The 21,599-nt window shown below is 47.1% G+C and carries 25 protein-coding genes; 13 read left to right on the top strand and 12 right to left on the bottom strand.

Going from position 1 to position 21,599, the window contains the following annotated elements; all coding sequences use genetic code 11:
- Position 1: 1 nt before the first annotated feature.
- Positions 2-1,054, bottom strand: coding sequence for an LLM class flavin-dependent oxidoreductase (locus EJE49_RS12295; protein ID WP_124951256.1), 1,053 nt, complete (start codon positions 1,052-1,054; stop codon positions 2-4).
- Positions 1,055-1,202: 148 nt separating this feature from the next.
- On the opposite strand from EJE49_RS12295, the gene EJE49_RS12290 reads away from it, so the two are divergent.
- The 12 genes from EJE49_RS12290 (at position 1,203) to EJE49_RS12235 (ending at position 10,555) form a co-directional block, all read left to right on the top strand.
- Positions 1,203-2,012 (top strand): ABC transporter ATP-binding protein, encoded by an 810-nt coding sequence (locus tag EJE49_RS12290; protein ID WP_124951254.1) that lies wholly within the window; start codon positions 1,203-1,205, stop codon positions 2,010-2,012.
- The gene (gene mlaE, locus EJE49_RS12285; RefSeq protein ID WP_124951252.1) at positions 2,012-2,803 is read left to right on the top strand and encodes a lipid asymmetry maintenance ABC transporter permease subunit MlaE; all 792 of its coding nucleotides are present in this window, start codon (positions 2,012-2,014) and stop codon (positions 2,801-2,803) included. The genes EJE49_RS12290 and mlaE overlap by 1 nt, the downstream gene beginning before the upstream one ends.
- Before the next feature lie 3 nt (positions 2,804-2,806).
- Entirely contained in the window at positions 2,807-3,316 is a 510-nt protein-coding gene (gene mlaD / locus EJE49_RS12280) for an outer membrane lipid asymmetry maintenance protein MlaD (RefSeq protein WP_124951250.1), read from the top strand.
- Positions 3,313-4,668 carry a TolC family protein gene (locus EJE49_RS12275; protein WP_124951248.1) on the top strand — a complete coding sequence of 452 codons (1,356 nt, stop codon included), beginning with the start codon at positions 3,313-3,315 and terminating at the stop codon, positions 4,666-4,668. The genes mlaD and EJE49_RS12275 overlap by 4 nt, the downstream gene beginning before the upstream one ends.
- Before the next feature lie 105 nt (positions 4,669-4,773).
- Positions 4,774-5,352 (top strand): MlaC/ttg2D family ABC transporter substrate-binding protein, encoded by a 579-nt coding sequence (locus EJE49_RS12270; protein ID WP_223246949.1) that lies wholly within the window; start codon positions 4,774-4,776, stop codon positions 5,350-5,352.
- Positions 5,353-5,361: 9 nt separating this feature from the next.
- On the top strand, positions 5,362-5,628 hold the full coding sequence (locus EJE49_RS12265; protein WP_124951244.1) for an STAS domain-containing protein: 267 nt from the start codon (positions 5,362-5,364) through the stop codon (positions 5,626-5,628).
- Between the two features lie 5 nt (positions 5,629-5,633).
- On the top strand, positions 5,634-6,536 hold the full coding sequence (locus EJE49_RS12260) for an ABC transporter ATP-binding protein (RefSeq protein WP_223246948.1): 903 nt from the start codon (positions 5,634-5,636) through the stop codon (positions 6,534-6,536).
- On the top strand, positions 6,533-7,288 hold the full coding sequence (locus tag EJE49_RS12255) for an ABC transporter permease (RefSeq protein ID WP_124951242.1): 756 nt from the start codon (positions 6,533-6,535) through the stop codon (positions 7,286-7,288). Before EJE49_RS12260 ends, EJE49_RS12255 begins: the two co-directional genes overlap by 4 nt.
- 10 nt (positions 7,289-7,298) lie before the next feature.
- The gene (locus EJE49_RS12250; protein WP_124951240.1) at positions 7,299-7,541 is read left to right on the top strand and encodes a BolA family protein; all 243 of its coding nucleotides are present in this window, start codon (positions 7,299-7,301) and stop codon (positions 7,539-7,541) included.
- Entirely contained in the window at positions 7,541-8,794 is a 1,254-nt protein-coding gene (gene murA / locus EJE49_RS12245) for a UDP-N-acetylglucosamine 1-carboxyvinyltransferase (RefSeq protein WP_124951238.1), read from the top strand. The genes EJE49_RS12250 and murA overlap by 1 nt, the downstream gene beginning before the upstream one ends.
- 10 nt (positions 8,795-8,804) lie before the next feature.
- Entirely contained in the window at positions 8,805-9,446 is a 642-nt protein-coding gene (gene hisG / locus EJE49_RS12240; RefSeq protein ID WP_124951236.1) for an ATP phosphoribosyltransferase, read from the top strand.
- Positions 9,443-10,555, top strand: a complete 1,113-nt coding sequence (locus EJE49_RS12235) for a glycosyltransferase family 9 protein (protein ID WP_124951234.1) — start codon at positions 9,443-9,445, stop codon at positions 10,553-10,555. Before hisG ends, EJE49_RS12235 begins: the two co-directional genes overlap by 4 nt.
- On the opposite strand, the gene EJE49_RS12230 is transcribed toward EJE49_RS12235, so the two are convergent.
- The gene (locus EJE49_RS12230) at positions 10,531-11,427 is read right to left on the bottom strand and encodes a glycosyltransferase family 2 protein (protein WP_223246947.1); all 897 of its coding nucleotides are present in this window, start codon (positions 11,425-11,427) and stop codon (positions 10,531-10,533) included. The two genes, EJE49_RS12235 and EJE49_RS12230, sit on opposite strands and share 25 nt — an antisense overlap.
- Between EJE49_RS12230 and EJE49_RS12225 the strand changes: the two genes are divergently transcribed.
- On the top strand, positions 11,413-12,468 hold the full coding sequence (locus tag EJE49_RS12225; RefSeq protein WP_189941890.1) for a glycosyltransferase family 4 protein: 1,056 nt from the start codon (positions 11,413-11,415) through the stop codon (positions 12,466-12,468). The genes EJE49_RS12230 and EJE49_RS12225 overlap by 15 nt on opposite strands.
- On the opposite strand, the gene EJE49_RS12220 is transcribed toward EJE49_RS12225, so the two are convergent.
- From EJE49_RS12220 to EJE49_RS12175, 10 genes are all read right to left on the bottom strand, one after another.
- Complete coding sequence (locus EJE49_RS12220) at positions 12,458-13,738, bottom strand: O-antigen ligase family protein (RefSeq protein WP_189941888.1); 1,281 nt, start codon at positions 13,736-13,738, stop codon at positions 12,458-12,460. The genes EJE49_RS12225 and EJE49_RS12220 overlap by 11 nt on opposite strands.
- A gap of 79 nt (positions 13,739-13,817) precedes the next feature.
- Entirely contained in the window at positions 13,818-14,798 is a 981-nt protein-coding gene (locus EJE49_RS12215) for a CgeB family protein (RefSeq protein ID WP_124951228.1), read from the bottom strand.
- 34 nt (positions 14,799-14,832) lie between these two features.
- A complete protein-coding gene (locus EJE49_RS12210; protein WP_124951225.1) occupies positions 14,833-15,954 on the bottom strand; it encodes a glycosyltransferase family 4 protein in 1,122 nt (373 codons plus the stop codon).
- Positions 15,955-16,001: 47 nt separating this feature from the next.
- Positions 16,002-16,751: a flagellar brake protein gene (locus tag EJE49_RS12205; RefSeq protein ID WP_124951223.1), complete on the bottom strand. Its 750-nt coding sequence runs from the start codon at positions 16,749-16,751 to the stop codon at positions 16,002-16,004.
- A gap of 32 nt (positions 16,752-16,783) precedes the next feature.
- Positions 16,784-17,074 carry an EscU/YscU/HrcU family type III secretion system export apparatus switch protein gene (locus EJE49_RS12200; RefSeq protein WP_124951221.1) on the bottom strand — a complete coding sequence of 97 codons (291 nt, stop codon included), beginning with the start codon at positions 17,072-17,074 and terminating at the stop codon, positions 16,784-16,786.
- Positions 17,067-18,086, bottom strand: a complete 1,020-nt coding sequence (fliK, locus tag EJE49_RS12195) for a flagellar hook-length control protein FliK (RefSeq protein ID WP_124951219.1) — start codon at positions 18,084-18,086, stop codon at positions 17,067-17,069. The genes EJE49_RS12200 and fliK overlap by 8 nt, the downstream gene beginning before the upstream one ends.
- A gap of 2 nt (positions 18,087-18,088) precedes the next feature.
- Positions 18,089-18,424 (bottom strand): flagellar protein FliT, encoded by a 336-nt coding sequence (locus tag EJE49_RS12190; protein WP_124951217.1) that lies wholly within the window; start codon positions 18,422-18,424, stop codon positions 18,089-18,091.
- Positions 18,425-18,429: 5 nt separating this feature from the next.
- Entirely contained in the window at positions 18,430-18,909 is a 480-nt protein-coding gene (gene fliS / locus EJE49_RS12185; protein ID WP_124951215.1) for a flagellar export chaperone FliS, read from the bottom strand.
- Positions 18,910-19,182: 273 nt separating this feature from the next.
- Positions 19,183-20,760: a GGDEF domain-containing protein gene (locus EJE49_RS12180; RefSeq protein WP_124951213.1), complete on the bottom strand. Its 1,578-nt coding sequence runs from the start codon at positions 20,758-20,760 to the stop codon at positions 19,183-19,185.
- Positions 20,761-20,945: 185 nt separating this feature from the next.
- Positions 20,946-21,593 carry a response regulator gene (locus EJE49_RS12175; RefSeq protein WP_124951211.1) on the bottom strand — a complete coding sequence of 216 codons (648 nt, stop codon included), beginning with the start codon at positions 21,591-21,593 and terminating at the stop codon, positions 20,946-20,948.
- Positions 21,594-21,599 lie beyond the last annotated feature (6 nt).

Below are 21,599 nucleotides of genomic sequence, written 5' to 3'. Positions count from 1 at the left end.
GTTAATCGCGCAGAGCCGGCATGACGTCGCTGGCGATACATTGCATCGATTCCTGAATGATTTCGGTATCCAGTGCCCCGGCGCCCACTGCACAAAGTAAATTGGTTACGCCTGCCTCACGATATTTTTGTAATTTGTCGATGCATTCATCTGGTGAGCCCACCACGACCATGCCGAATGTTTCCAGCATGGTTAAATTGATACCTAATTTCAGCAAGCTGCGGAATCGCCCCAGATCATGGAAATGCTCATAGCTGGGGTAAAGTTTTTCCAGTACGGGCAGGGTGGTGGCGAATAGTTGCTGATAGAACCAGACCAGTGCGTCTTTAGCGAGGACCCTGGCACGTTTGCCATCAGGCAGGCATAAAATACCCACGGTCATGCCTGCGCGGGGGGCTGCGGGTCCTTGCCATGCATCCAGATAATGCCGAATATCCTGTTTTACCATCATCCACGGCTTGAATGGGCCTGCCAGCATGCCGAGTTGTTCCTGAGCGGCCCATACAAAGGTATCGGGGCTGACTGCTGCCGTCCATATAGGGGGGTGAGGTTGCTGTATGGAATAGGGCAGGATATCCAGTGCATCAAGATGGAAATGCTCACCATGAAAAGTCACGGGTTGTCGCGAAAAGGCTAGTTGCAGAATTGCCAGCGATTCGGCTGTCAGCGTGCGACTGTTGCGCATATCCGCACCAAATGCGGTGTATTCCTGAGGCGAAAAGCCCCGTCCGATACCCAGTTCAAAGCGACCTCTGGATAAAATATCCAGTGTCGCTGCTCGTTCGGCAACATGTACCGGATGGTGGTAAGGCAGGGGAGTAACCCCTAAACCCAGGCGAATGTTCTTTGTACGTTGACTGGCGGCGGCCAGAACCAGATCGGGTTTGGATGAATGGGAGTAGCCGCGCATGAAGTGGTGTTCTACCAGCCACGCGCAACCGTAGCCCAGGCTATCTGCCAAGGTGATTTCGTTTAGCGTTTGTTCAAATGCATCAGCTTCGCTACGCTTAAGCTGCGGGGGTTGCGAGATTTCAAAAAAAAGATCGAGTTGCATAGCGTTCAAACATTATCAATATCTGCTTATGATGCCATTGTTGCGGCAAAAACACCAAACCGGATTTATATTAAGCAGTGGTCAATATATTTGTTGTCAGTGCCATATCGAGTTAGAATATCAGCATCTCAAACCCTTATAACATCTCGTGTCTACTGATAATCTCATCGAAATTCGTGATGTGTCATTTGCTTACCGTGACCGCCCTATTCTAAAGGGGATCAACCTGACTGCACCGCGTGGCAAAGTGATTGCGATTATGGGTGGTAGCGGCTGTGGCAAAACGACGCTACTACGTCTGATTGGTGGTCAATTACGTCCTTCTCACGGTGAAGTACGTGTCGATGGCCAGGTTATCCATCAGCTAGGCGTCGATGCGCTGTATCAAATGCGACGCAAAATGGGGATGTTGTTTCAATTTGGCGCGTTGTTTACGGACATGACGGTGTTTGAAAATGTAGCCTTTCAAATGCGTGAGCATACCAATTTGTCCGAAGCCGTGATTCATGATCTGGTATTAATGAAACTGCATGCGGTTGGCTTGCGCGGCGCGCAGAGCCTGATGCCACATGAGTTATCCGGCGGTATGGCGCGCCGTGTAGCGCTGGCGCGCGCAGTAGCACTTGATCCTATGTTAATAATGTATGACGAGCCTTTTGCCGGACTGGATCCGATTTCTCTTGGGGTTATCGGTAATCTCATCCGGCGGTTGACGGATGCGCTTGGTTTGACGTCAATTCTGGTGACGCATGATGTGCATGAGTCGCTGGAAATAGTGGATTATGTGTATTTTATTTCCAATGGGGTAGTTGAGGCCGAGGGTACACCGGATGAAATACGCGCATCTAAATTACCTTTTGTGCATCAATTTATTCATGCTGAGGAAGATGGTCCTGTGCCATTCCATTATCCAGCGCCTGACTATGCTGCTGATTTGGGCTTGCGGAGTGCTGGCTGATGTCAACCAAACAAAATCTGATTAGCCGTATCGGGCATCGTGTCATTGACAGTGTATGGCTGATGGGGGTTGCAACCCGATTTCTGATGCAGGTGTTATGGCGCTCAGGCACTAGCTGGCGACGCTTCCATCTGATCATTCGCGAGATATATGCGAGTGGTGTATTGTCGCTGGTGATTATTATTGTTTCCGGATTATTTGTCGGCATGGTGCTCGGTTTGCAGGGTTACGAAACATTGCAGACATACGGCAGCGAGCAGGCATTGGGTATCCTGGTGGCTTTATCTCTGGTACGCGAACTCGGTCCAGTCGTTGCCGCCTTGTTATTCGCCAGTCGTGCCGGCTCGGCAATAACGGCAGAAATCGGATTAATGAAAACCACTGAGCAATTAAAAGCCATGGAAATGATGGCGGTTGATCCGATTGCTCGTGTTATTGCCCCGCGGTTCTGGGGCGGGGTGATTTCCATGCCGTTACTGGCAGCGATTTTTTCTATTGTCGGTGTGTTCGGTGGTTATCTGGTGGGTGTGGTGCTGATCGGCGTTGATGAAGGTTCATTCTGGTCACAAATGCAAGCAGCGGTCGATGTGCGTGAAGATATCCTGAATGGTGTCATTAAAAGCGTAGTGTTTGGATTTGCAGTTACAACCATTGCTTTATTTGAAGGCTTTGACGCAATGCCGACTGCTGAAGGAATTTCGCGTGCGACAACCCGTACCGTGGTCACGTCATCGCTGGCCATTCTGGCACTTGATTTTATTTTAACCGCATTTATGTTCCGAGGTGTGTGAAGTATGGAAAGAGCTACACTGGATTTTTGGGTAGGGTTATTCGTAGTTGCTGGTTTGGCTGCGCTGCTTGCTCTGGCATTGAAAGTTGGCAATATGAGCAGCTTCGGGACTAGTCATAGCTACAGTGTCCAAGCTGACTTCAGTAATATCGGCGGTTTGAAAATTCGTGCACCTGTAAAAAGCGCAGGCGTTGTGGTCGGCCGTGTCAGTGACATTCGTTTTGACAACCAGACCTTTGAAGCCACTGTGACGATGAAGCTAGATAATAAATACAATTTCCCTAAAGATACCTCTGCGGCGATTATGACGTCCGGCTTACTGGGAGAGCAATATCTTGCCCTTGAGCCGGGCGGTGATATGAAAAATCTTGTTGCAGGCGATAAAATAAAAATTACACAGTCAGCGGTCGTGTTAGAGAGTTTAATCAGTCAATTTCTATATAATAAAGCATCTGATGCGCCTACAGCTGATTCAGCTCAGGTTGCAGCACCTAATTCAGGAGTCCATCCATGAAAAAAAATATAATCAGTGCCATGATTGCCATAGCCTTGGCTACGCCACTAACGGCGTCTGCACAGACGGTTAATCTTTCAGAAGCCGTGCAAATGAGTCTGAATGCTGATCCGCGCATCAAGGAACGTGAGCAGCTGGTTGAGTCCGCCCGCGCTTTGCTGGATGAGGCTGAAGGAAATAATGGATTAAGGGTTAGTGCCAATATATTCCTTGGACTTGCGCCACAAGTCAAAGGCGGCTTTTATCAGAATGGCGAAACTTCGGGAACGACACCCCGCACAGATGGTCCGTTTCCGGGTGGTTTATCAGATTGGACCTCGCTGCAATTTGCAATAATCAAACCACTGTATACCTTTGGCAAGATTGAACATTATAGCGAAGCAGCAAAAGGCAACGTAGATATTAAGCGCGGTGATGTTCGGATTGGACAGGCGGATACTGTCATGGACGTGAAGCGTGCTTATTACGGCTACTTGACGGCTCGTGATTCACGACGTTTGTTGGAAGATGTGCAAAGCCGGTTGGATGATGCATTATCGCGTGTTAAAAAGAATCTCAAGGACGATAATGGCGAATCGAAACAGTCTGACTTATATGCATTGCAAGCAGCTAGCGGCATGCTGGGTAAATACCTTAGCCAAGCCACAGCAATAGAAAAAATAAGTCTGGATGGTTTAAAGTTACTGACTGGCGTCGGTATGGATAGCAAGTTGCAGGTGGCGGATGACAGTCTGCAACCTGTGCCTTTGCCATCAGGCACACTAGCCGATTTTGAATCGCGTGCTGTGGCTGACCGGCCTGAAATGGCCCAACTGGAAGCCGGTATGCGCGCTCGACGTGCTTTGGTTGCCGCTAAAAAGGCGGAGATGTATCCGGATATTTACGCTGGAGTGATAGGGCAGGCTAACTATGCCTCACGTCGCGACACGCTGAATAATCCATACGTTTACGATTCGTTTAATAATTTCGGTGTTACGCCTGCGGTTGGCATGAAATGGGATATTAAATTAGGTGTGGTTCCAGCCCAGATTGCCCAGGCTCAGGCTGATTTGGAAGCGCTGAATTACAAAACGCAATTTGCGCAGGCTGGGATTCCTTTTCAGGTATCCGAAGCATATAACCAGGTCCAGGCCAATTATGTGGCTCAGCAGAAATTGGCGGATGGCGCAGCGGCAGGTAGGCGCTGGATGATTGCTTCATTGGCCGATTTTAATGCAGGTCTGGAAAAAGCTGATAAAGTCGCCGATGCGTTGAAAACTTATGCGCTGACCCAGGCTGAATATTTGCGTACTGTGAATGACTACAATATGTATGTAGCTCAATTGGCGCATGCAATTGGTGAAACTAAATAACCTCTTCGATTTCTAATTACTTTTAATATACGTATTTAAATCATGTTTACCTTATTTAATAAACTGCGATGTTTTTTTGTTGGCACTATGTTCGCTGCAATCAGTGTGTCTGCTTACGCAAGCGAAGTGGCACCCGATGTATTGGTAAAGACCACAACGCAGGATGTCACTACAATTCTTAAACGTGACAAAACGGTCTATGCAAATGACACCCAAAAGCTTTACTCGTTAATTGATGCCAAGGTATTGCCACATTTCGATTTTAACCAGATGACCATGCTGGCTGTGGGCCGTTATTGGCGTCAAGCCACACCCGCTCAGCAGCAAGCACTGGTTAAAGAGTTTCGCACGCTGCTAGTAAGGACATATGCCAATGCTTTGGCTGCGTTTAACAATCAGGTTATCGAATTCAAACCGTTTTCCATGCCTGTCGGGGCAACGGACGTGACAGTGCAAACTCAGGTAAAACAGCCTGGTGCCCAGCCCATTCCGATTGATTACAGTATGGAAAAGACGGCTGCAGGTTGGAAAGTTTATGACGTGACTATCGATGGAGTAAGTCTGGTTTTGAATTATCGGGGCTCGTTTGGTGCTGAAATTCATAATAAGGGTGTAGATAACTTGATTCAAACGCTGGCCGCGAAGAATCAACAGCCTAATACCAAGGCCGCAACATCAAAATAAGCATAAACTATGAGCAATACCTACCTTATCCAGCAAGAATTAACTATACCTACTGCTACAGAACAGTTGGCAGAAGGTATAGCTGCCTTGAACAAGGGGATGAGCGAGTTTGATTTTTCTGCCTTGCGTGAAATGGATTCAACGGCATTGGCATTAATTTTAGCCTGGCGTCGGGAAGCTGAACGCCTTGGTAAACGATTGTATTGTATTAATCTACCCGAAAACCTTAAAAATTTGGCCGCGCTGTATGGTGTGGAAAATTACATTTCCGCCTGAACGTCGTGACTATACCTGCTATTAGTATCCATCAGCTGCATAAGCACTTTGGCGCATTACATGCGTTACGAGGTGTTGACTTAACTGTTAATCAAGGTGAGTTTTTTGCACTATTAGGCCCAAACGGCGCAGGAAAAACTACGCTAATCAGCATTTTGGCCGGCCTGACACGCGCAGATAGCGGAACCGCACACGTCATGGGGCATAACGTCGTGACTGATTACCGCGCGGCTCGACAGTTGCTTGGTATGGTACCGCAAGAACTGGCCTACGATCCTTTTTTTACGGTGCGAGAAAGTCTGCGGATTCAGTCAGGTTATTTTGGTTTACGCCGTAATGATGACTGGATTGATGAGATCATGAGTCATCTTGGCTTGCTGGATAAAGCGGATGCCAATATGAGGTCACTGTCTGGCGGCATGAAGCGCCGCGTACTCGTTGCTCAAGCATTAGTGCATAAGCCACCGGTGATCATTCTGGACGAGCCAACTGCCGGTGTGGATGTGGAGTTGCGCCAGTCATTATGGACTTTTGTACGCCAACTGAATGCCTCTGGCCACACCATTATTTTGACTACCCATTATCTTGAAGAAGCCGAGGCTTTATGTGATCGGGTGGCCATGCTTAAGCAAGGACAAATCGTGGCGCTGGATAAAACTGCCAATCTGCTGAAAAATGCGAGTGAACTGCAGTTGCAGATCCGCATACAGCCTGATGCGCTTCCATCTGATCTCCAGCCCCGGATCATTAAGCATGTGGATAATGTTTATACATTAGGACTAAAAGCACCTGCCGAAATTGAATTTATATTGGCCAGCCTACGTTTGGCGGGTGTCAACGTGAACGAAATCGCGCTGGCGCAACCGGATCTGGAAGATGTCTTTGTGCAGATTATGGGGCGGTCATGATCGGATTCTATACCTTGCTTTATAAGGAATTATTGCGCTTCTGGAAAGTGTCGTTCCAGACGGTTTTGGCTCCGGTGATTACAGCATTGTTATATTTGCTGATTTTTTCACACGTGTTGGCAGAACATGTTCAAGTATATCCGGGGGTTAGTTACACCGCATTTCTGGTGCCTGGCCTGGTGATGATGTCGATGCTGCAAAATGCGTTTGCGAACAGTTCATCGAGTCTGATTCAATCCAAGATTACCGGTAATATTGTCTTTGTGCTCTTGCCGCCATTATCTTATCTGGAATTTTTTGCTGCTTACCTTGTTGCTGCTATTACACGCGGAATAGTGGTAGGTTTGGGTGTTTTTGTAGTGACTTTGATATTTACGTCTGTGAGCATAGATCATCCATTATGGCTGATTTTATTCGCTGTTCTTTGTAGCGGGATATTAGGTGCTTTGGGGGTAATTGCTGGTATTTGGGCAGAGAAATTTGATCAACTTGCCGCATTTCAGAATTTTATTATCATGCCACTGACTTTTTTGTCGGGCGTGTTCTATTCCATTCATTCGTTACCACCATTCTGGCTGGCCGTATCGCGGTTCAATCCGGTGTTTTATATGATAGATGGCTTTCGCTATGGTTTTTTTGGCGCGAGTGATGTTTCACCAGGCTTGAGTTTGCTAGTCGTGCTCGTAAGCTTTGTGGCATTATCCGCATTCTGTTTGCTTTTATTACAACGTGGCTACAAGCTGCGTCATTGAGATATTTATAATGGTACAACCTGATAGTATTAAACACTCCATTGAACAAGGAATGACATGTGAATTGGTGCGTGTTATGGGAGATGGTCAACATTTCGAAGCGGTTATTGTCAGCACGGAGTTTGCTGGTAAAAGCCGCGTACAGCAGCATCAAATTGTGTATCGTGCCTTGGGTGATCGCATGAAGGAAGAAATTCATGCGCTTTCCATGAAAACCTTTACCCCTGAACAATGGGCTGAGGAAAGTCGCTAATGGATAAGCTGGCTATACAGGGTGGTACACGCCTGAGTGGCGATGTACGTATATCCGGTGCGAAGAATGCTGCATTGCCGATATTGTGTGCGGGTTTATTAACTGCAGATGTATTGCATCTTGATAATTTGCCCAAGTTGAAAGATATCAGCACATCATTGACATTGCTTGCGCATATCGGCATGCAAGCGGCGCTGGATGACCATGGTGGTGTTGATTTACATGCGGCCGAGTTAACACGGCTTGAAGCGCCCTATGAGCTGGTTAAGACCATGCGCGCTTCGATACTGGTACTTGGTCCCATGCTCGCACGTTGTGGTGAAGCCATGGTGTCCTTACCCGGTGGTTGTGCCATTGGTTCACGACCAGTGGACCTCCATATCAAGGGTCTGCAAGCTATGGGTGCGGAAATCCATATTGAACATGGTTATATACATGCGAAAGCCAGCCGTTTACAGGGGGCGCGTATTTTTATGGATACCGTGACGGTAACTGGAACGGAAAATTTGATGATGGCCGCCACGCTGGCACAGGGTGTTACCGTGCTGGAAAACGCTGCCCGCGAACCTGAGGTCGTTGATCTGGCGAATTGTCTGATCGCAATGGGGGCTAATATCAGCGGTGCGGGCACGGACACCATTACCATCCATGGGGTAGATAAGCTGCATGGAGCGAACTTTAGCATCATGCCAGACCGCATTGAAACTGGAACATATCTTGTAGCTGCTGCGATGACGCAGGGACAGATCAGAATTACGCATACACGTGCTGATACCATAGATGCGGTGCTGGATAAATTGCGTGAAGCAGGTGCAGAGATTGAAGTGGGTGTGGGTACTATTTCACTGACTATGCGGCAACGACCACGTGCAGTGAGTATTAAAACAGCGCCATACCCGGCTTTCCCTACAGACATGCAGGCACAGTTTATGGCTATGAACTGTATCGCTGACGGCGTGGCGACAGTGACCGAAACTATTTTTGAAAATAGATTCATGCACGTGCAGGAGATGCAGCGTCTAGGTGCCAATATCGAAATTGAGGGCAATACCGCAGTCGTGCGTGGCGTAGAAGGTTTACAGGGTGCTGTCGTAATGGCCACTGATTTGCGCGCCTCTGCTTCGCTGGTTCTGGCGGCTCTGGTGGCAGATGGCGAGACAGTGATTGAGCGCATCTATCACATAGACCGTGGATACGAATGCATAGAAGAAAAATTCAACCAGGTAGGTGCGCGTATCAGTCGTGTACATTGAAGGGAATAATATGATTACTATTGCATTATCCAAGGGACGTATTTTTGAAGAAACGTTGCCGTTACTTGCAGCTGCTGGGATAGAGCCACGTGAAAATCCTGAGAAATCACGCAAATTGATTATCTCTACTAATCTTCCTGATGTACGTCTGATCATTATTCGTGCCACCGATGTTCCGACTTATGTACAACACGGTGCCGCTGATCTGGGTGTAGCCGGTAAGGATGTCTTGATTGAGCATGGTGGAGATGGTTTATACCAGCCACTGGATCTGAAAATTGCCCGTTGCAAAATGATGGTAGCCGCTCATCCTGCTTTTGATTATGAACAGGCTGTGCGTCAAGGTGCGCGATTAAGCGTGGCCACAAAATATCTAACAACTGCACGAGAATATTTTGCTGCAAAAGGTGTGCACGTCGATCTGATTAAACTGTACGGTTCCATGGAACTGGCACCACTGGTTAAATTAGCCGATGTGATTGTTGATCTGGTTAGCAGCGGCAGTACACTGAAAGCGAACGGCCTTGTAGCGGTTGCTGACATTATGGATATCAGTTCACGTCTGGTTGTTAACCAGGCAGCACTAAAACTCAAACGTGCAGAAATTCAGCCTTTACTGGATACTTTTGCCAAAGCGGTAAGCGCTGATTGAGCCAACGTTCTATGCCTTATGATCTGCCGAACGACCCCAGCATACGCCGTATTTTGATTATCAAATGGAGTGCGTTAGGCGATATTGCAATGGCGACCTGCGTCATGGAAGATGTGGCACGCGCTTTTCCGAATGCACAAATAGATCTGAATACGTTACCGCCCTGGGATAAATTATTTACCGGTGATCCGCGTTTCAGCAATATTAGTAAAATCAACATTCGCGCCAAGCAAGGTAAGTGGGCTGCGATATGGGCATGGATGCAACAAGTCAGACAGCAGCGTTATGATTTAATTGTAGACTTGCAGTCAAATGATCGCTCACGCTTCATGCTGATGTTTCTGCAATTAACCGGCAATGCTACGCGGTTTCTGATTGGTAATCATCCTAGCAGACCATACAATATAAGTGGTCCGGACATGCCTGGCGATCCAAATCCGGTACAACGGATGCGGGCGGCGATAAAAGCTGCAGGCATCCCAGTGAATACAGCACGACCAGTACTGCATATTCCAGCTCATAATCAGCAACATGCTCATGAATTACAAAAAAAATATGGGTTAACTGCAGGCCGTTATGCGATTTTTTATCCAGGCTGCCAGGCTGCAGGGTATTTAAAACGCTGGGGAGAAGATAAATACGCTGAATTAGCACGGCAATTGTTAATCAGTGAAGTGGATCAGGTTGTGCTGATCGGCGGCAAGGATGAAATTGAAGATTGTCGGCGCATTACCGAACTGGTGGGTGCTGGTGTCGTTAATTTATGCGGCGAAACTGAGGTGCTGGATATTGTACCTTTAGCACGAGATGCCAAATATCAAGTGGGTAATGATACCGGTACGGCGCATCTGGCAGCATCATCCAGTCAGCCCATGGTTGTCGTCTGTGGACCAACAGACCCTTATCGAGTCAAGCCGCAAGGAGATAACGTCATTGCGATTCAGGCTGATATGCCATGTCTGAACTGTTACTGCAAGCAGGACTGCACGCATCATTCATGTATGAAAGCGGTCCAGCCGGAACATGTTATTGAGGCGTTGCATTTCAAGGACGGTCCGGTAATGATCATACCGATTCCCAAGGCTCAGCAAGGTTTATCAGATTCATAAACGGGTGGGTTATCCGGCGCACCAGCCGGCATAAGGGTTTTGCCGTAACGCTTGCGCTGATGAAATTCGTAGAGTTTGGCGTATTTTAAAAACACATAAAAAGCGCCGCAAACAGAAGTAATGAAGCCACCCCATCCGTTTAAAAAAGCGCGTTTGAAAAAATAGGCGCGCAGAAAATAAAAGGGTGGGTAAAACACCAGCATCCATGGGTTAGGATAGGTGCCTTTGGCGACCTTGTCTTTAACCAGGCCGGTGGAATAAGCATTTAGTTTGCTTACTTTGATATCGATATCGGTTTCCCCATAGTGATAAAATGGCGCGGTCAGATTTTTAACTATGCCATCTACTTTGGGGGCCGCATGGACGGGCATATCAGTAATGTGGCCTTTATCTTTGCGGAACAGGCGCAAGAATTTATTGAGGCGAACAAAGCGGTTGTTCATTTGCCAGAACATTTGTTCCTGGCGCGGAATGGTGTAGCCATCAGCATCAGGTCCGCGTCGCAGTAAATCACGAATTTCCAGTTGGGAATCGGGTGAAAGTGCTTCGTCAGCATCCAGCAATAACACCCATAAATACGAGGTTTTCGTTAATGCTATCTGTTTTTGTTTGCCGTAACCCAGAAATGGTTGGTGGAAAATTTTGCAACCATATTGCTTAGCGATATCCAGTGTTGCATCTGTGCTGCCAGAATCAAGCAAGACTATTTCATCCGCCCATTTTACGCTTTCCAGGCAGCTGGCCAGAGTGCGTGCGTTGTTGAATGTCGTGACAAATGCTGAGAGTTTTTCCATGAAAATGTTAATGACTTGCTGTACGAAAATGACCCAAACTATACCACAGGGCAAGGTACGCTCTTGAAAATATTGCATGTAATCGCATCCACTGATGTCGGTGGTGCAGAAAAGCATTTGCTGGATTTATGCTTGCAACAACGTGAGTTGGGGCTGGAAGTCAGTGTCGCACTGCCGGCTGAAGGTGCGTTGAGCCAAGCGCTGGAAACTCATGGTATCAAGTATTCGCTGATTCGTTCTGGTGGCCGTTTGCATCCTCTGGCTTTATGGTCATTAAGGCAAGTAATTCGGCGTATGCAACCGGATCTGGTTCATGCTCATATGCTTAAGTCAGCCTTTATGGTGGCATATGCAGATCGGCAGATTCTTTGCGTTGCGACTGCGCATAATATTGTTAAACATCTTGGTCCATTTCGCCGCTGCCAGCATGTTATTTGTGTGTCCGAGATGGTGCGTGAGTCATTGTGTCAGTTAGGCTATCCAGAAGCGATGGCAACTGTGGTGCACAATGCCGTAGATACTCATGCATTTAATACGTCAAAGCGTGAAGCACTACGTAGCCAATATGGCTGGCAAAATCAGCTTGTTGTGTTGTGCGTGGCAAGGCTAGTCCCGGCTAAAGGTCAGACCTATGCCATTGCTGCTCTGGTTAAACTGATACCAAAATTACCAAATATAAATTTAGTATTAGTAGGCGAGGGTGATGATCGGGACAAACTACTGCAGCAGGCCCATCAATCAGGAGTGTCTGAACATTTAAGCCTGTTAGGGTCCAGAAACGACGTGCCTGACTTGTTGGCTGCAGCGGATATTTACCTGCAGCCCAGTATCAAGGAAGGTTTCTGCATCGCATTCCTGGAAGCAATGGCAACTGGATTAGCCTGCATAGGCACACAAACAGGTGCGATACCGACCATGCTTGATACGGGTAACAATGGTATCCTTATCCCTTCCGGAGATACGGATGCCATTGTCGAAGCCGTTTCATCCGTGGCAGTAGATGCGGAGCTGTGTACCCGTTTCGCGGCGGCCGCCAGAATTACTGCACAGACCCAATTTAGTCCCGAGAAACAGGCACGCGATACACTAGCCGTATATCTGCAAGCTCTCAATCAATAGCCGGTTTTTGTTTATCGGTCATGAGCACTGCAAAGAAAATAGCCAGCATCCACCAGGTCATCGCTGACAGTACGCTTGCGTAAAATGCAATCCCAGCGTTGATCGGCATGATGGCAGCGAATACAGCGATACCAACCGGGGCTGCATAATTGTTATGCGCACGAATGGCCTGCCATGTCAGTCGCACCAGGAATCCCAGAAAAAGGAAGTAGCCAACTACGCCGATGATGCCGGTTTCCACCAGGACTTCCAGAAATATCTGGTGCGGATGATTGGGCCCCATATCAGATCTCATCTTGAGGAAAAAATCATCTTTTTCAGCATAGGGTGGATAGGCATAGCGAAATCCTCGCGGACCGACACCATTAATTAAATGATCTTTACTCATTTTCAGTGCGACTACCCAGATAGGTAAGCGGATACTGGTCGCCGCATTAACCTTGTCATAATCACCACTGAATAATCCTTCCGTGGCTTCAATTTTTTTCTTGAACGGTGAGTAATGGTCGAGTGCTATCCCCATGGGGATAGCTAATAACAGCAAAATAACCACGTATTTTTTGATAGATCGTTGTGGATTGGTCATATATAGGTAGATTGCAAATCCGGCCATGCTGACCGCATATATCGCCCAGGAGGCGCGGCTTCCTGACAACAATACGACAGCCGTGTAGGGCGCCAGAAGTAGCCAGTAAGCCCATCCGTAACGACTCGTTTTCGCTAACTGGCGCACTTTTTCAAAATAGATTGCCCCAAATGGGGCAATCCATAAGCCCATGGTCAATTTTGGATAAAACAATCCACTTAGTCTGTCCGCTATCATTGGAGAACCGATGATATTCTTGCCGGTAACTGCCTGCAATAGGCCATCCGCAATGACAATACTAAACATGGCAAAAATCGCCGTGAAAAGTTTTGGCCTGTGATCAGGATTGGCCAGCGCATAAACGGCAAACAGAACTGCAAATGGGAAACGCATGAAGGCCAATGCTGTGCTCGCAGTAGGCTCAAACATTACTGCATCAGGCATTGAAGTAAGTATAGGTAGCCAGATGCAGGCAAAGAGTATCAGCGCCCAGCGCATGTTGCCAGAGTTAACCCGGCTAATCCCTTCTTTTGCCAGCAATACCATTCCACCTATCGCCATGAGTGCCAGTGGCACTTCAAAGCCCTTGCCAAACGGCATGGCTATTACGAATGCGGCAATTAACCACCAGCCATAATTCTGTACAGCATTAGTAAATCTTGAATCTGAAACAATACGTGGCATGACAGTTCCTGTTTGGTTAATATTGCTCGATTCGTCGGTATTGATTGTCATATATTCTATTCGTGCGGTTAGGCTCTGTTTATATTAAACCAACTTGAGTAAGCATAGTTTTCGCCCTATGCGCATAAGTATGTTCAGCCATCGCGCGTTTGTAGCCGGCCTGCCCAATTGCATTGGCAAAGTGAGCATCTGTTGCAAGACGGTCATACTGTTCGTGCAATTCATCAATGGAATGGTAGACCAGTATTTCTCTATCCACTTCGAAGCATAGATCAATATCCTTCATCGCATCATTCAATACGGGGGTCATGGTTGCGTAGGGTTCAAAGCTTCGTTGACTGAGACCATTGATGACATTTTTTTCGTTCTTGATATTAAGGACGGCACGACATGAGGCATAAACGCCGGGTAGCTTAGTGTATGGTAAGCGATAGGCATTAATTATATGCTGGGTATTTTTTAATTTTGACCAACCTTTGCCATACAGAGTAATAGGCCTCTTAATAGTGCTTATCATCTCTCCGCGACCCACGGTATTGTTTGCAACATAGATAATGGCGTTGGAGCGAATTGCAGGAATAGGGTGAAATATTTTCTGGTTAACAGCTAAAGGTAGATAACTTGCCGGAGCGGAATATCCATACTCATGGGCTGCGTCAATGAATGCCGTGTCGGTACAGAACACCCAGTCCACATGGTTGGCAAATATACCTTCAGCGCGGTTGAATTTGTCTCCCACCCAAACGATTTTGGTCGCATGGGGGCAAGTTGCTGTCGTTAGTTGGAATAGGTGTTCAGGTAACCAGTTCGAGGCAATCATGACGAACACGATCAGATCGGGTTGAAAGCTTTGCAATTTTTTCCTTAGGCTATCAGCCACAACTTTTGATTTGTCGCCCTGTATTTTGCCGAGCAATTTATAATATGTTGATTGTGCGAAGCTGTCGCCATTTAGAGCAAAGTAATCTACATCGCAGCCAGTTTGCTTGAAGGCTTCAACTGTATTTTCTGTCCAATGGACAATACTGTTGTATTTTCCGATTACCAGTACTTTAATCAATCACGAATCTCCAGTATTAAAATATTTAACAAACTTATTTATCGATAAGTTCTCGATACGCGGCAAGCGTGCTTGATTGCATATTAACCAAAGTAAAGGTCTGATTCTCTGCTATCGAGTATGGGTGGGACAGGCAGCGCTGAACGGTTTGTTGCAGCATATCCAAATCACATAATGGCACGAGCCCTTCGGGAAAGAGTGCCTGCAGCACCTCGCCAACGCCACCATGATTGTATCCAATTACCGGAATGCCGAGCGTGAGCGCTTCAGGTGTGGTGCGCCCAAATGCTTCAGGATCCTGCGAAAGCGAAAGTACAAGATCGGATACAGCCATAACTTCTTTCAAATCAGTACGATGGCCAATCAAGCTAATGTCCATATCCAGACTCAACGTGCTGATTTGCGTTTTCAGTTCCTGTAAGAAAGCCTGTTTTTTTGGGTCGGCTTCACCGACGATTAGGCCATGGACGTTTAGACCCGCATACTTCAAACGAGCCATGAGCTGAATAAAATCCAGTTGGCCTTTCCAGCGTGTAATACGGCCTGGCAGGGTGATTACAGTTTTACCGATCAGTTGCGGGTAATCTTTCCGCCATTTTTGCAGCCATGCATTATCTGGTTGATAGCCACGCGGGAATTCCTGCGGATCAACCCCTCGATAAATGAGACGGATAATTTCCGGGTTAACTTGCGGATAATTTGTGAGTATGTAGTTACGAATGGTGTTTGAAACGGCGATGACACGTTCGCCTTTGGTCATGACAGCACTATAGGCATTCACGGTATAGGCACCGTGTACGGTGGTGACCAGTTTCGGGCGCGTGGCGGGATCCATGCTACGCCAGGCAAGGTAACCTATCCAGGCGGGCATGCGTGAGCGCAAGTGGAGAATATCAACTTTCTGCTCGATTAAGAGTCGCCGTAAGCGTGGCACTAAACGTAATGTAAGCAGGGATTTTTTACCAATATCCCAATTGAAATGGGTTGAACCTTCGGATATCAGTTGCGACTCCATGCGACCACCCGCAGACATGACTAGCGAGCGGTGTCCGTTTTGTACCAGATATCGGGCTATTTCCAGGGTGCCGCGTTCGACGCCACCAGCATGTAACGCAGGGAGTAGTTGCAATACGGTGAGCGGGCGATTATTGGGCAAACGGCAGTTCCACAGTTTTTATATTTATAAGGATTAAACTTTGTAGCTTAAACCATGCCATGCATGCGGGCATTACGTTCACGCTCTAGCTGCATAATGTAGCGTTGTACCATTGTTAGCATGCCTGGTGCCATATGCACAAATTCACATCCTAAACGGCGATTGGTTTTGCCATTAGCCAAGCTGAAGTCTTGTGTATTGCAAACTTTTAATGTGACATTGATTGTTCCATTTTCAGGCAGATCAATCTGGCAGTTCTGATACGTTTGGCCGACTTGGGTTTCCAACAGGCGTTTTTCATCAAGTATGGCAATGCCACCACCGCTAATGTCGACTACAGACACCGTATGAAATCCTTCAGCCAATGGAATTTTGCAATGAACTTGCTGACCAGCAGGTGTATTAACCCGGAAATACTCACGACGTTGCAGGCGAATTAAAACGGGTGGCACGCTTATGCATAATGAAGGTTGCCCATCCTGGGTGCACTCGGTAACCTGAGAAGCGAAAAAGGAAATCCTTACTTTATCCAAAGTGGATTCGAACTCGATATCATCGGACTCGAGAACGCGCTGATTGATGAGAGCGCTTGGGGCGCAGTCAATAAAAACCAGGTTTTTCTTGTCATCTATATCCAATATAGATGTGACCACGACCTCCGCACCACCGTTGATTACCATGGTAATCAATTGATGCTGATCCTTAATACCTTGCAGCAGGCTTAATATTTCGCGGCGTGAATGGATTTGGTACAGGCTTTGATTTTCGGTACCAAGTTCAGGCTGAATAGGGGGCATGGTCAAATCGCTAGGTCAAAAATGTTTGATTATTATAGCTGAGACGCGTCATCAAGCGTGGATTTTTGTCCATTCTCAATACGATACAGCCAGGCGAGCAATTCTGCTACGGCACGGTATAAAGCAGGCGGGATGTGCTGATCAAGATCCACTTGCATAAGCAGTGAAACCAGTTCTTTGGATTCGTGCACAAATACCCCGTTAGCTCTGGCGCGAGCAATGATTTCTTCCGCAATCAAACCTTTGCCCTTGGCGACAACTTTAGGGGCGGCATCACCTGTTTGGTATGCCAGTGCAACTGCGGATGGTAGCGGTTTATTCATTTGATTTAACCAGCAATCCGTCCAGCGGTATGCCGGCCGCGGCTAACGCATCATTCAGTTTATTACCGTGTGACTTTAGTTGAGCGGCGGCGGCTTCTGTGTCGGCATGAATTTGCATTGTAAGGCGCTCACCACTGAGACGTAACGTTGCTGTAATTGTGCCCAATTGCGGCATTTCAAAACGTACATCACTGCGCCACGAAGTTTGTTCTTGAGCATGGCTCGTTTCAGGGGGGTCTTCACTTACCTCCCATTGCATGGTTTGACCGGGCCAAACCTCGCCTTGCCAGATAATGCGATTTTGCTCGAGGGTCTGTAACTGCTGATTAACTAATTGGGCGAGAGGCTGGGTGAGTGTTGGGACGGTAGTTTCACTACTAGCCTGTGTGGCTTTAGGCTCTGTGACCATCGTGGCAAATTGACTGATTAGCTGAGCTTGCGGTTCTTGTTTAATCTCCGCCAGCGTTCTTTGCCCGTTTACCCACTGATTTAAATGCGATTCATAAAATACGCCTGTTTTCGTAAGCGTATCCTGTAATGCATTTGCCAATTGGGGTGTCGAAAAATCAGCTAGCGGGACTATCGGTGATTTGCCTATTACAGGACTTGACTGGGTGCTGTTGGGTAAATTGTGCAGCAGGTTGTCGATCAGTTTTGCTGTGTTGCTCAATGAGGTTGTGCTGCTTGTGGAGATCGGTGTTGCTAGCTCCGGATCAGTATTAAGTAAAAAGGTAGGACGAGGCTCTTTTCCTATCAGTGTAAGCGTGAGTTTTTCACCTACGCCTGTTGATGCCGGTAAATTCATGCGGGCAGTTGCGTCCGCAATTTTAACCAGAAAGCTGCCATCGGTTAATTTGGCCTGAACATCGGCTTCTAATTGCTGACCCAGATTGATCTGGGTCAGCCGATGTAATACTTCTTCTCGTATATCCCCAAGCGGGGAGGTAGGCAATAAGGCATGAATCAATGTTACAGGTCGGGTGCCAGTGGGTTCCGGCAACGGAAATAACATGATTAATACGCTTGATGATTACCGTAAGTCATGGACAGTTTCCGCTCTGTATTGCCACTATTTATCAGATTGGAGAGTTGAGCCATCCAGGGTTCGGTAATATCTCGTATTGCACGATCATCAGCCAGTATTTGTTTAATGACTGCCAATTTGCGGGATCGCAATTCACTGCTGAGTTTGACAGGTGCTTCCCCCATTTGCAGCGTATGAATATGACCTGCGCAATTACTTTCTAACGCGGTAAGTTGCTCCCATTCGCCTTGACGAGCAGCCGTCAACATCTGTTTAGTGATAACGGCAACGGCTTCATACAGGCTAATGACTTCTTCACTGTTCATGATGGTTACGCCCTCAGGGAAGATGTAGCACGGGGGGAGAGTGGGTCAAACTGGTTGACGTTAACGGGTGCTGTGATTGGCGCTGAATTGATGTTGGTATTTTCAATCGCTAGCCATGCACCACGCAATTCATCAACTAATCCCGCAATTTCAGTCAGTATGGCAAGATCGTTTTTCAGATTGGCTTCGAGCAACCGGTTGCACATATATTCATATAACGAATCCAGCGTTAAGGCGATTTCTCCACCTACTTTTTTGTTTAAACTTGCACGTAAACCGTCATTGATAATCGATATGGCATGCGAGATAGCACGGCCTTTGGCAGCAATGTCATGGTTCTGGGTGTGCAAATAAGCGCGGTCTATCGCCAGTTTTGCGCCATCAAACAGCATAACGATCAGTTTTTGTGGTGATGCGGCTAAGACCCCGGTTTCCATATCCACTTTTGCATAAGCATTTGCGCCACTGCGTGCTGTACCAAACATGATTTCATCCTTATGCTGAATTAATTAAATTCACTAGTAGCTATGCTGATAGCACATTGTTGTACTTGTAATTATATTAGCGGCATCTAAACCCATATATTTAGCCTTTTGCGGTAATTTTCATTAACGGACTCTAGCTGGGTATTAATTTATGTGTGTATTCAACATGGTGGCTAAATTAGGCCGTGCGCAGCACAAGCAGAATTTTCGCAACTGCTGCACAGAGGCTGGCAGTTACTGTTGTTTCTGCTCGCTTTAATTGTTCCAGGAAGCTTATTCGGCAGCTATCACGCGATTCTTTCCCGATTTTTTTGCTTTATACATAGCCGCATCAGCGCGTTTAATCGTATCGAGCAAATTCTCTTCTGGATTGCGCGTTGCCACTCCAGCACTAAACGTCAGGAAGAGTTTTTGATTGTTGTACATGAAAATACGTTTGGTAAGCTCTTTTTGCAGCCGTGAAACTACCGCCATACCCTCGCTTAGCGGGGTGTCGGGTAACACTACAACGAATTCTTCGCCACCAAAGCGACCGATTACATCCATTGAGCGCAAGGTGTCTTTGATGATACGCACAACGTGTATTAATGCTTCATCCCCTGCTTCATGACCATGTGTGTCATTTAATTTCTTGAAATCATCGATATCGAGCATAGCGACACTTAGCGCAGTTCCGTGGCGATCTGCACGGGCCTGTTCGCGCTCAAATGCATCATCAAGACCACGACGGTTGAGGCTATTGGTGAGCTGGTCGTGGCTAGCCAGAGCGCTTATCTCGGCCAACTCGGCCTCAAGTGCATGAATGCGCGCTTCGGCCGCTTGCACCTCTTCACGTGCGACCAGCATTTCATCGCGAGATTGCAAAGCTTCCGCTTGTATGGTGCGCGTATCACGCATCACGTCATCAAGTATGGTATTGAGTTCGCTGATATGTTCAGCCTTGGCGATTTTTTGCGTATAGGTATCGATCTTGCCGTGGTAATCGCCAGTGCTGGTTGCGATAGCGCCTAACCGATCAATAAAGATCGTAATCATGTTTTTGACTGTGATCTTTGCCTCGGACAAACTGTCTTTTAGCGTGCCTTGCTTGTAGATGACTTCCTTAAGGCTTTGCGTAGCATCTTCTAATGAGCGGTGGTTAATAGGGCCGGCGATCAGGTTCTGCACCACATCGATCTGACCACGTAACCAGCTATCATCATCCAGCAAGTAACTTACGTTATCCAGCAGCAATCTGAATAAGCGCAACAACAGATCCTGTTGCTCGGCGATATCACCGCTTTTCAGTTCTATGCGAAAACATAACTGCTTCAGGCGATTGCCAATCTCACTCAGTTCCTCATCAGTTCGCGCATCCTTGATCGCAGTACCCAGAGCTTCGGATTCTTCTGCAAGTTCCGGTATGTTCGACAATAATGATGCAACGGCAAAGGTGAGGGTGCGGGTCAGTAATTCACGTAATAATTGCGTTTGCTGGCCATCGCTTGGCATGACCTTCTTGACAACAGCACTGACTGGTGCGGGCGCAGCGGGCAGGGAGGCTGGCTTGATTTGCTCTTCAACCAGGGAAGAAAGGCCAGAGTCGTACTCTTGCCAGTCATTCGCTTCTGCTGCGCGGCGTAGCCGCTTGCCAAAAATGGATGTTTCGCCAGTGAGTTGAGTCAGTTTTCCGGCAAAGCTGGTCAGGATTTGTTCAGCGCTTAACGCATCCTGAGTTCCGGCAATTTCATTGTAGGCTTCGCGATACGCTTCGGGTGTAGGTGCAATGCGCTGCATGGCAAGCTGTCGGAAGGCTTCGCGAGCAATTTCTGCAGGATTTTGCGGGGCTTCATTTTGAGGTGTTTTTTTCATGATCGCGCTCTTTTCTATGCACGGTTATCAATTCCAGTTAAGAGAATGATACACCGAGCACAAAAAACGCAATCAAGTAATTAACGGCATAAAAATGGATTACTTTAGGGCTTTAGAATAAAAAACATGAAAATATTTCACGTAAAATTCTAATGTTATTAAAAATCAAAATGTTATATTGTTTTTTAATCGACTAGTCGATTCTTCATCGCGTAGTGCATGAGTTCTGCGTTGTTTTTTAATTTCATCTTTTGCAACAATCGAGCACGGTACATACTGACGGTTTTAACAGACAGATTTAACTCGGTAGCTATATCACTCACGCACTTACCCGAGGCTATCATGGTCATTGTCTGATATTCGCGATCAGATAGCGTTTCGTGTAACGCCGTCTGGTGGTTTCCACCAACTTGATTTGCGAGTTCTTGAGCCAGTGCGTTACTGATGTATTTACGTCCGGCAATCACCTCGCGAATGGCCACTACTAACTCAGCAGGCGCGCTCTGTTTATTCAGGTAACCAGCCGCTCCCGCTTTCAGAGAGCGGATAGCGTACTGGTCTTCGCGATGCATTGAAAGCATCAATACAGCGATATCCGGCGCTTCTTTTTTGATCTGCTTCAAGATTTCGATACCACTACGATCAGGCATGGAAATATCCAGCAGGAGCACATCGTATTTCCCTTGTCGGGCTAACTGTATAGCCTCATGTCCGGTTTCAGCATCACCAGCCACAACGAGGTCGGAAGTGTCAGCCAGAATTTGTTTCAAACCTTCACGGACGATAGCGTGATCGTCAACAATAAATACACGTATAGCTTTTTGCGATGTCATAATTGC

The sequence above is a fragment of the Sulfuriferula thiophila genome, assembly GCF_003864975.1.
Taxonomy (GTDB): domain Bacteria; phylum Pseudomonadota; class Gammaproteobacteria; order Burkholderiales; family Sulfuriferulaceae; genus Sulfuriferula; species Sulfuriferula thiophila.
Note: the sequence above shows the minus strand (reverse complement) of the source record. Positions and strands in the feature narration are given on the sequence as shown.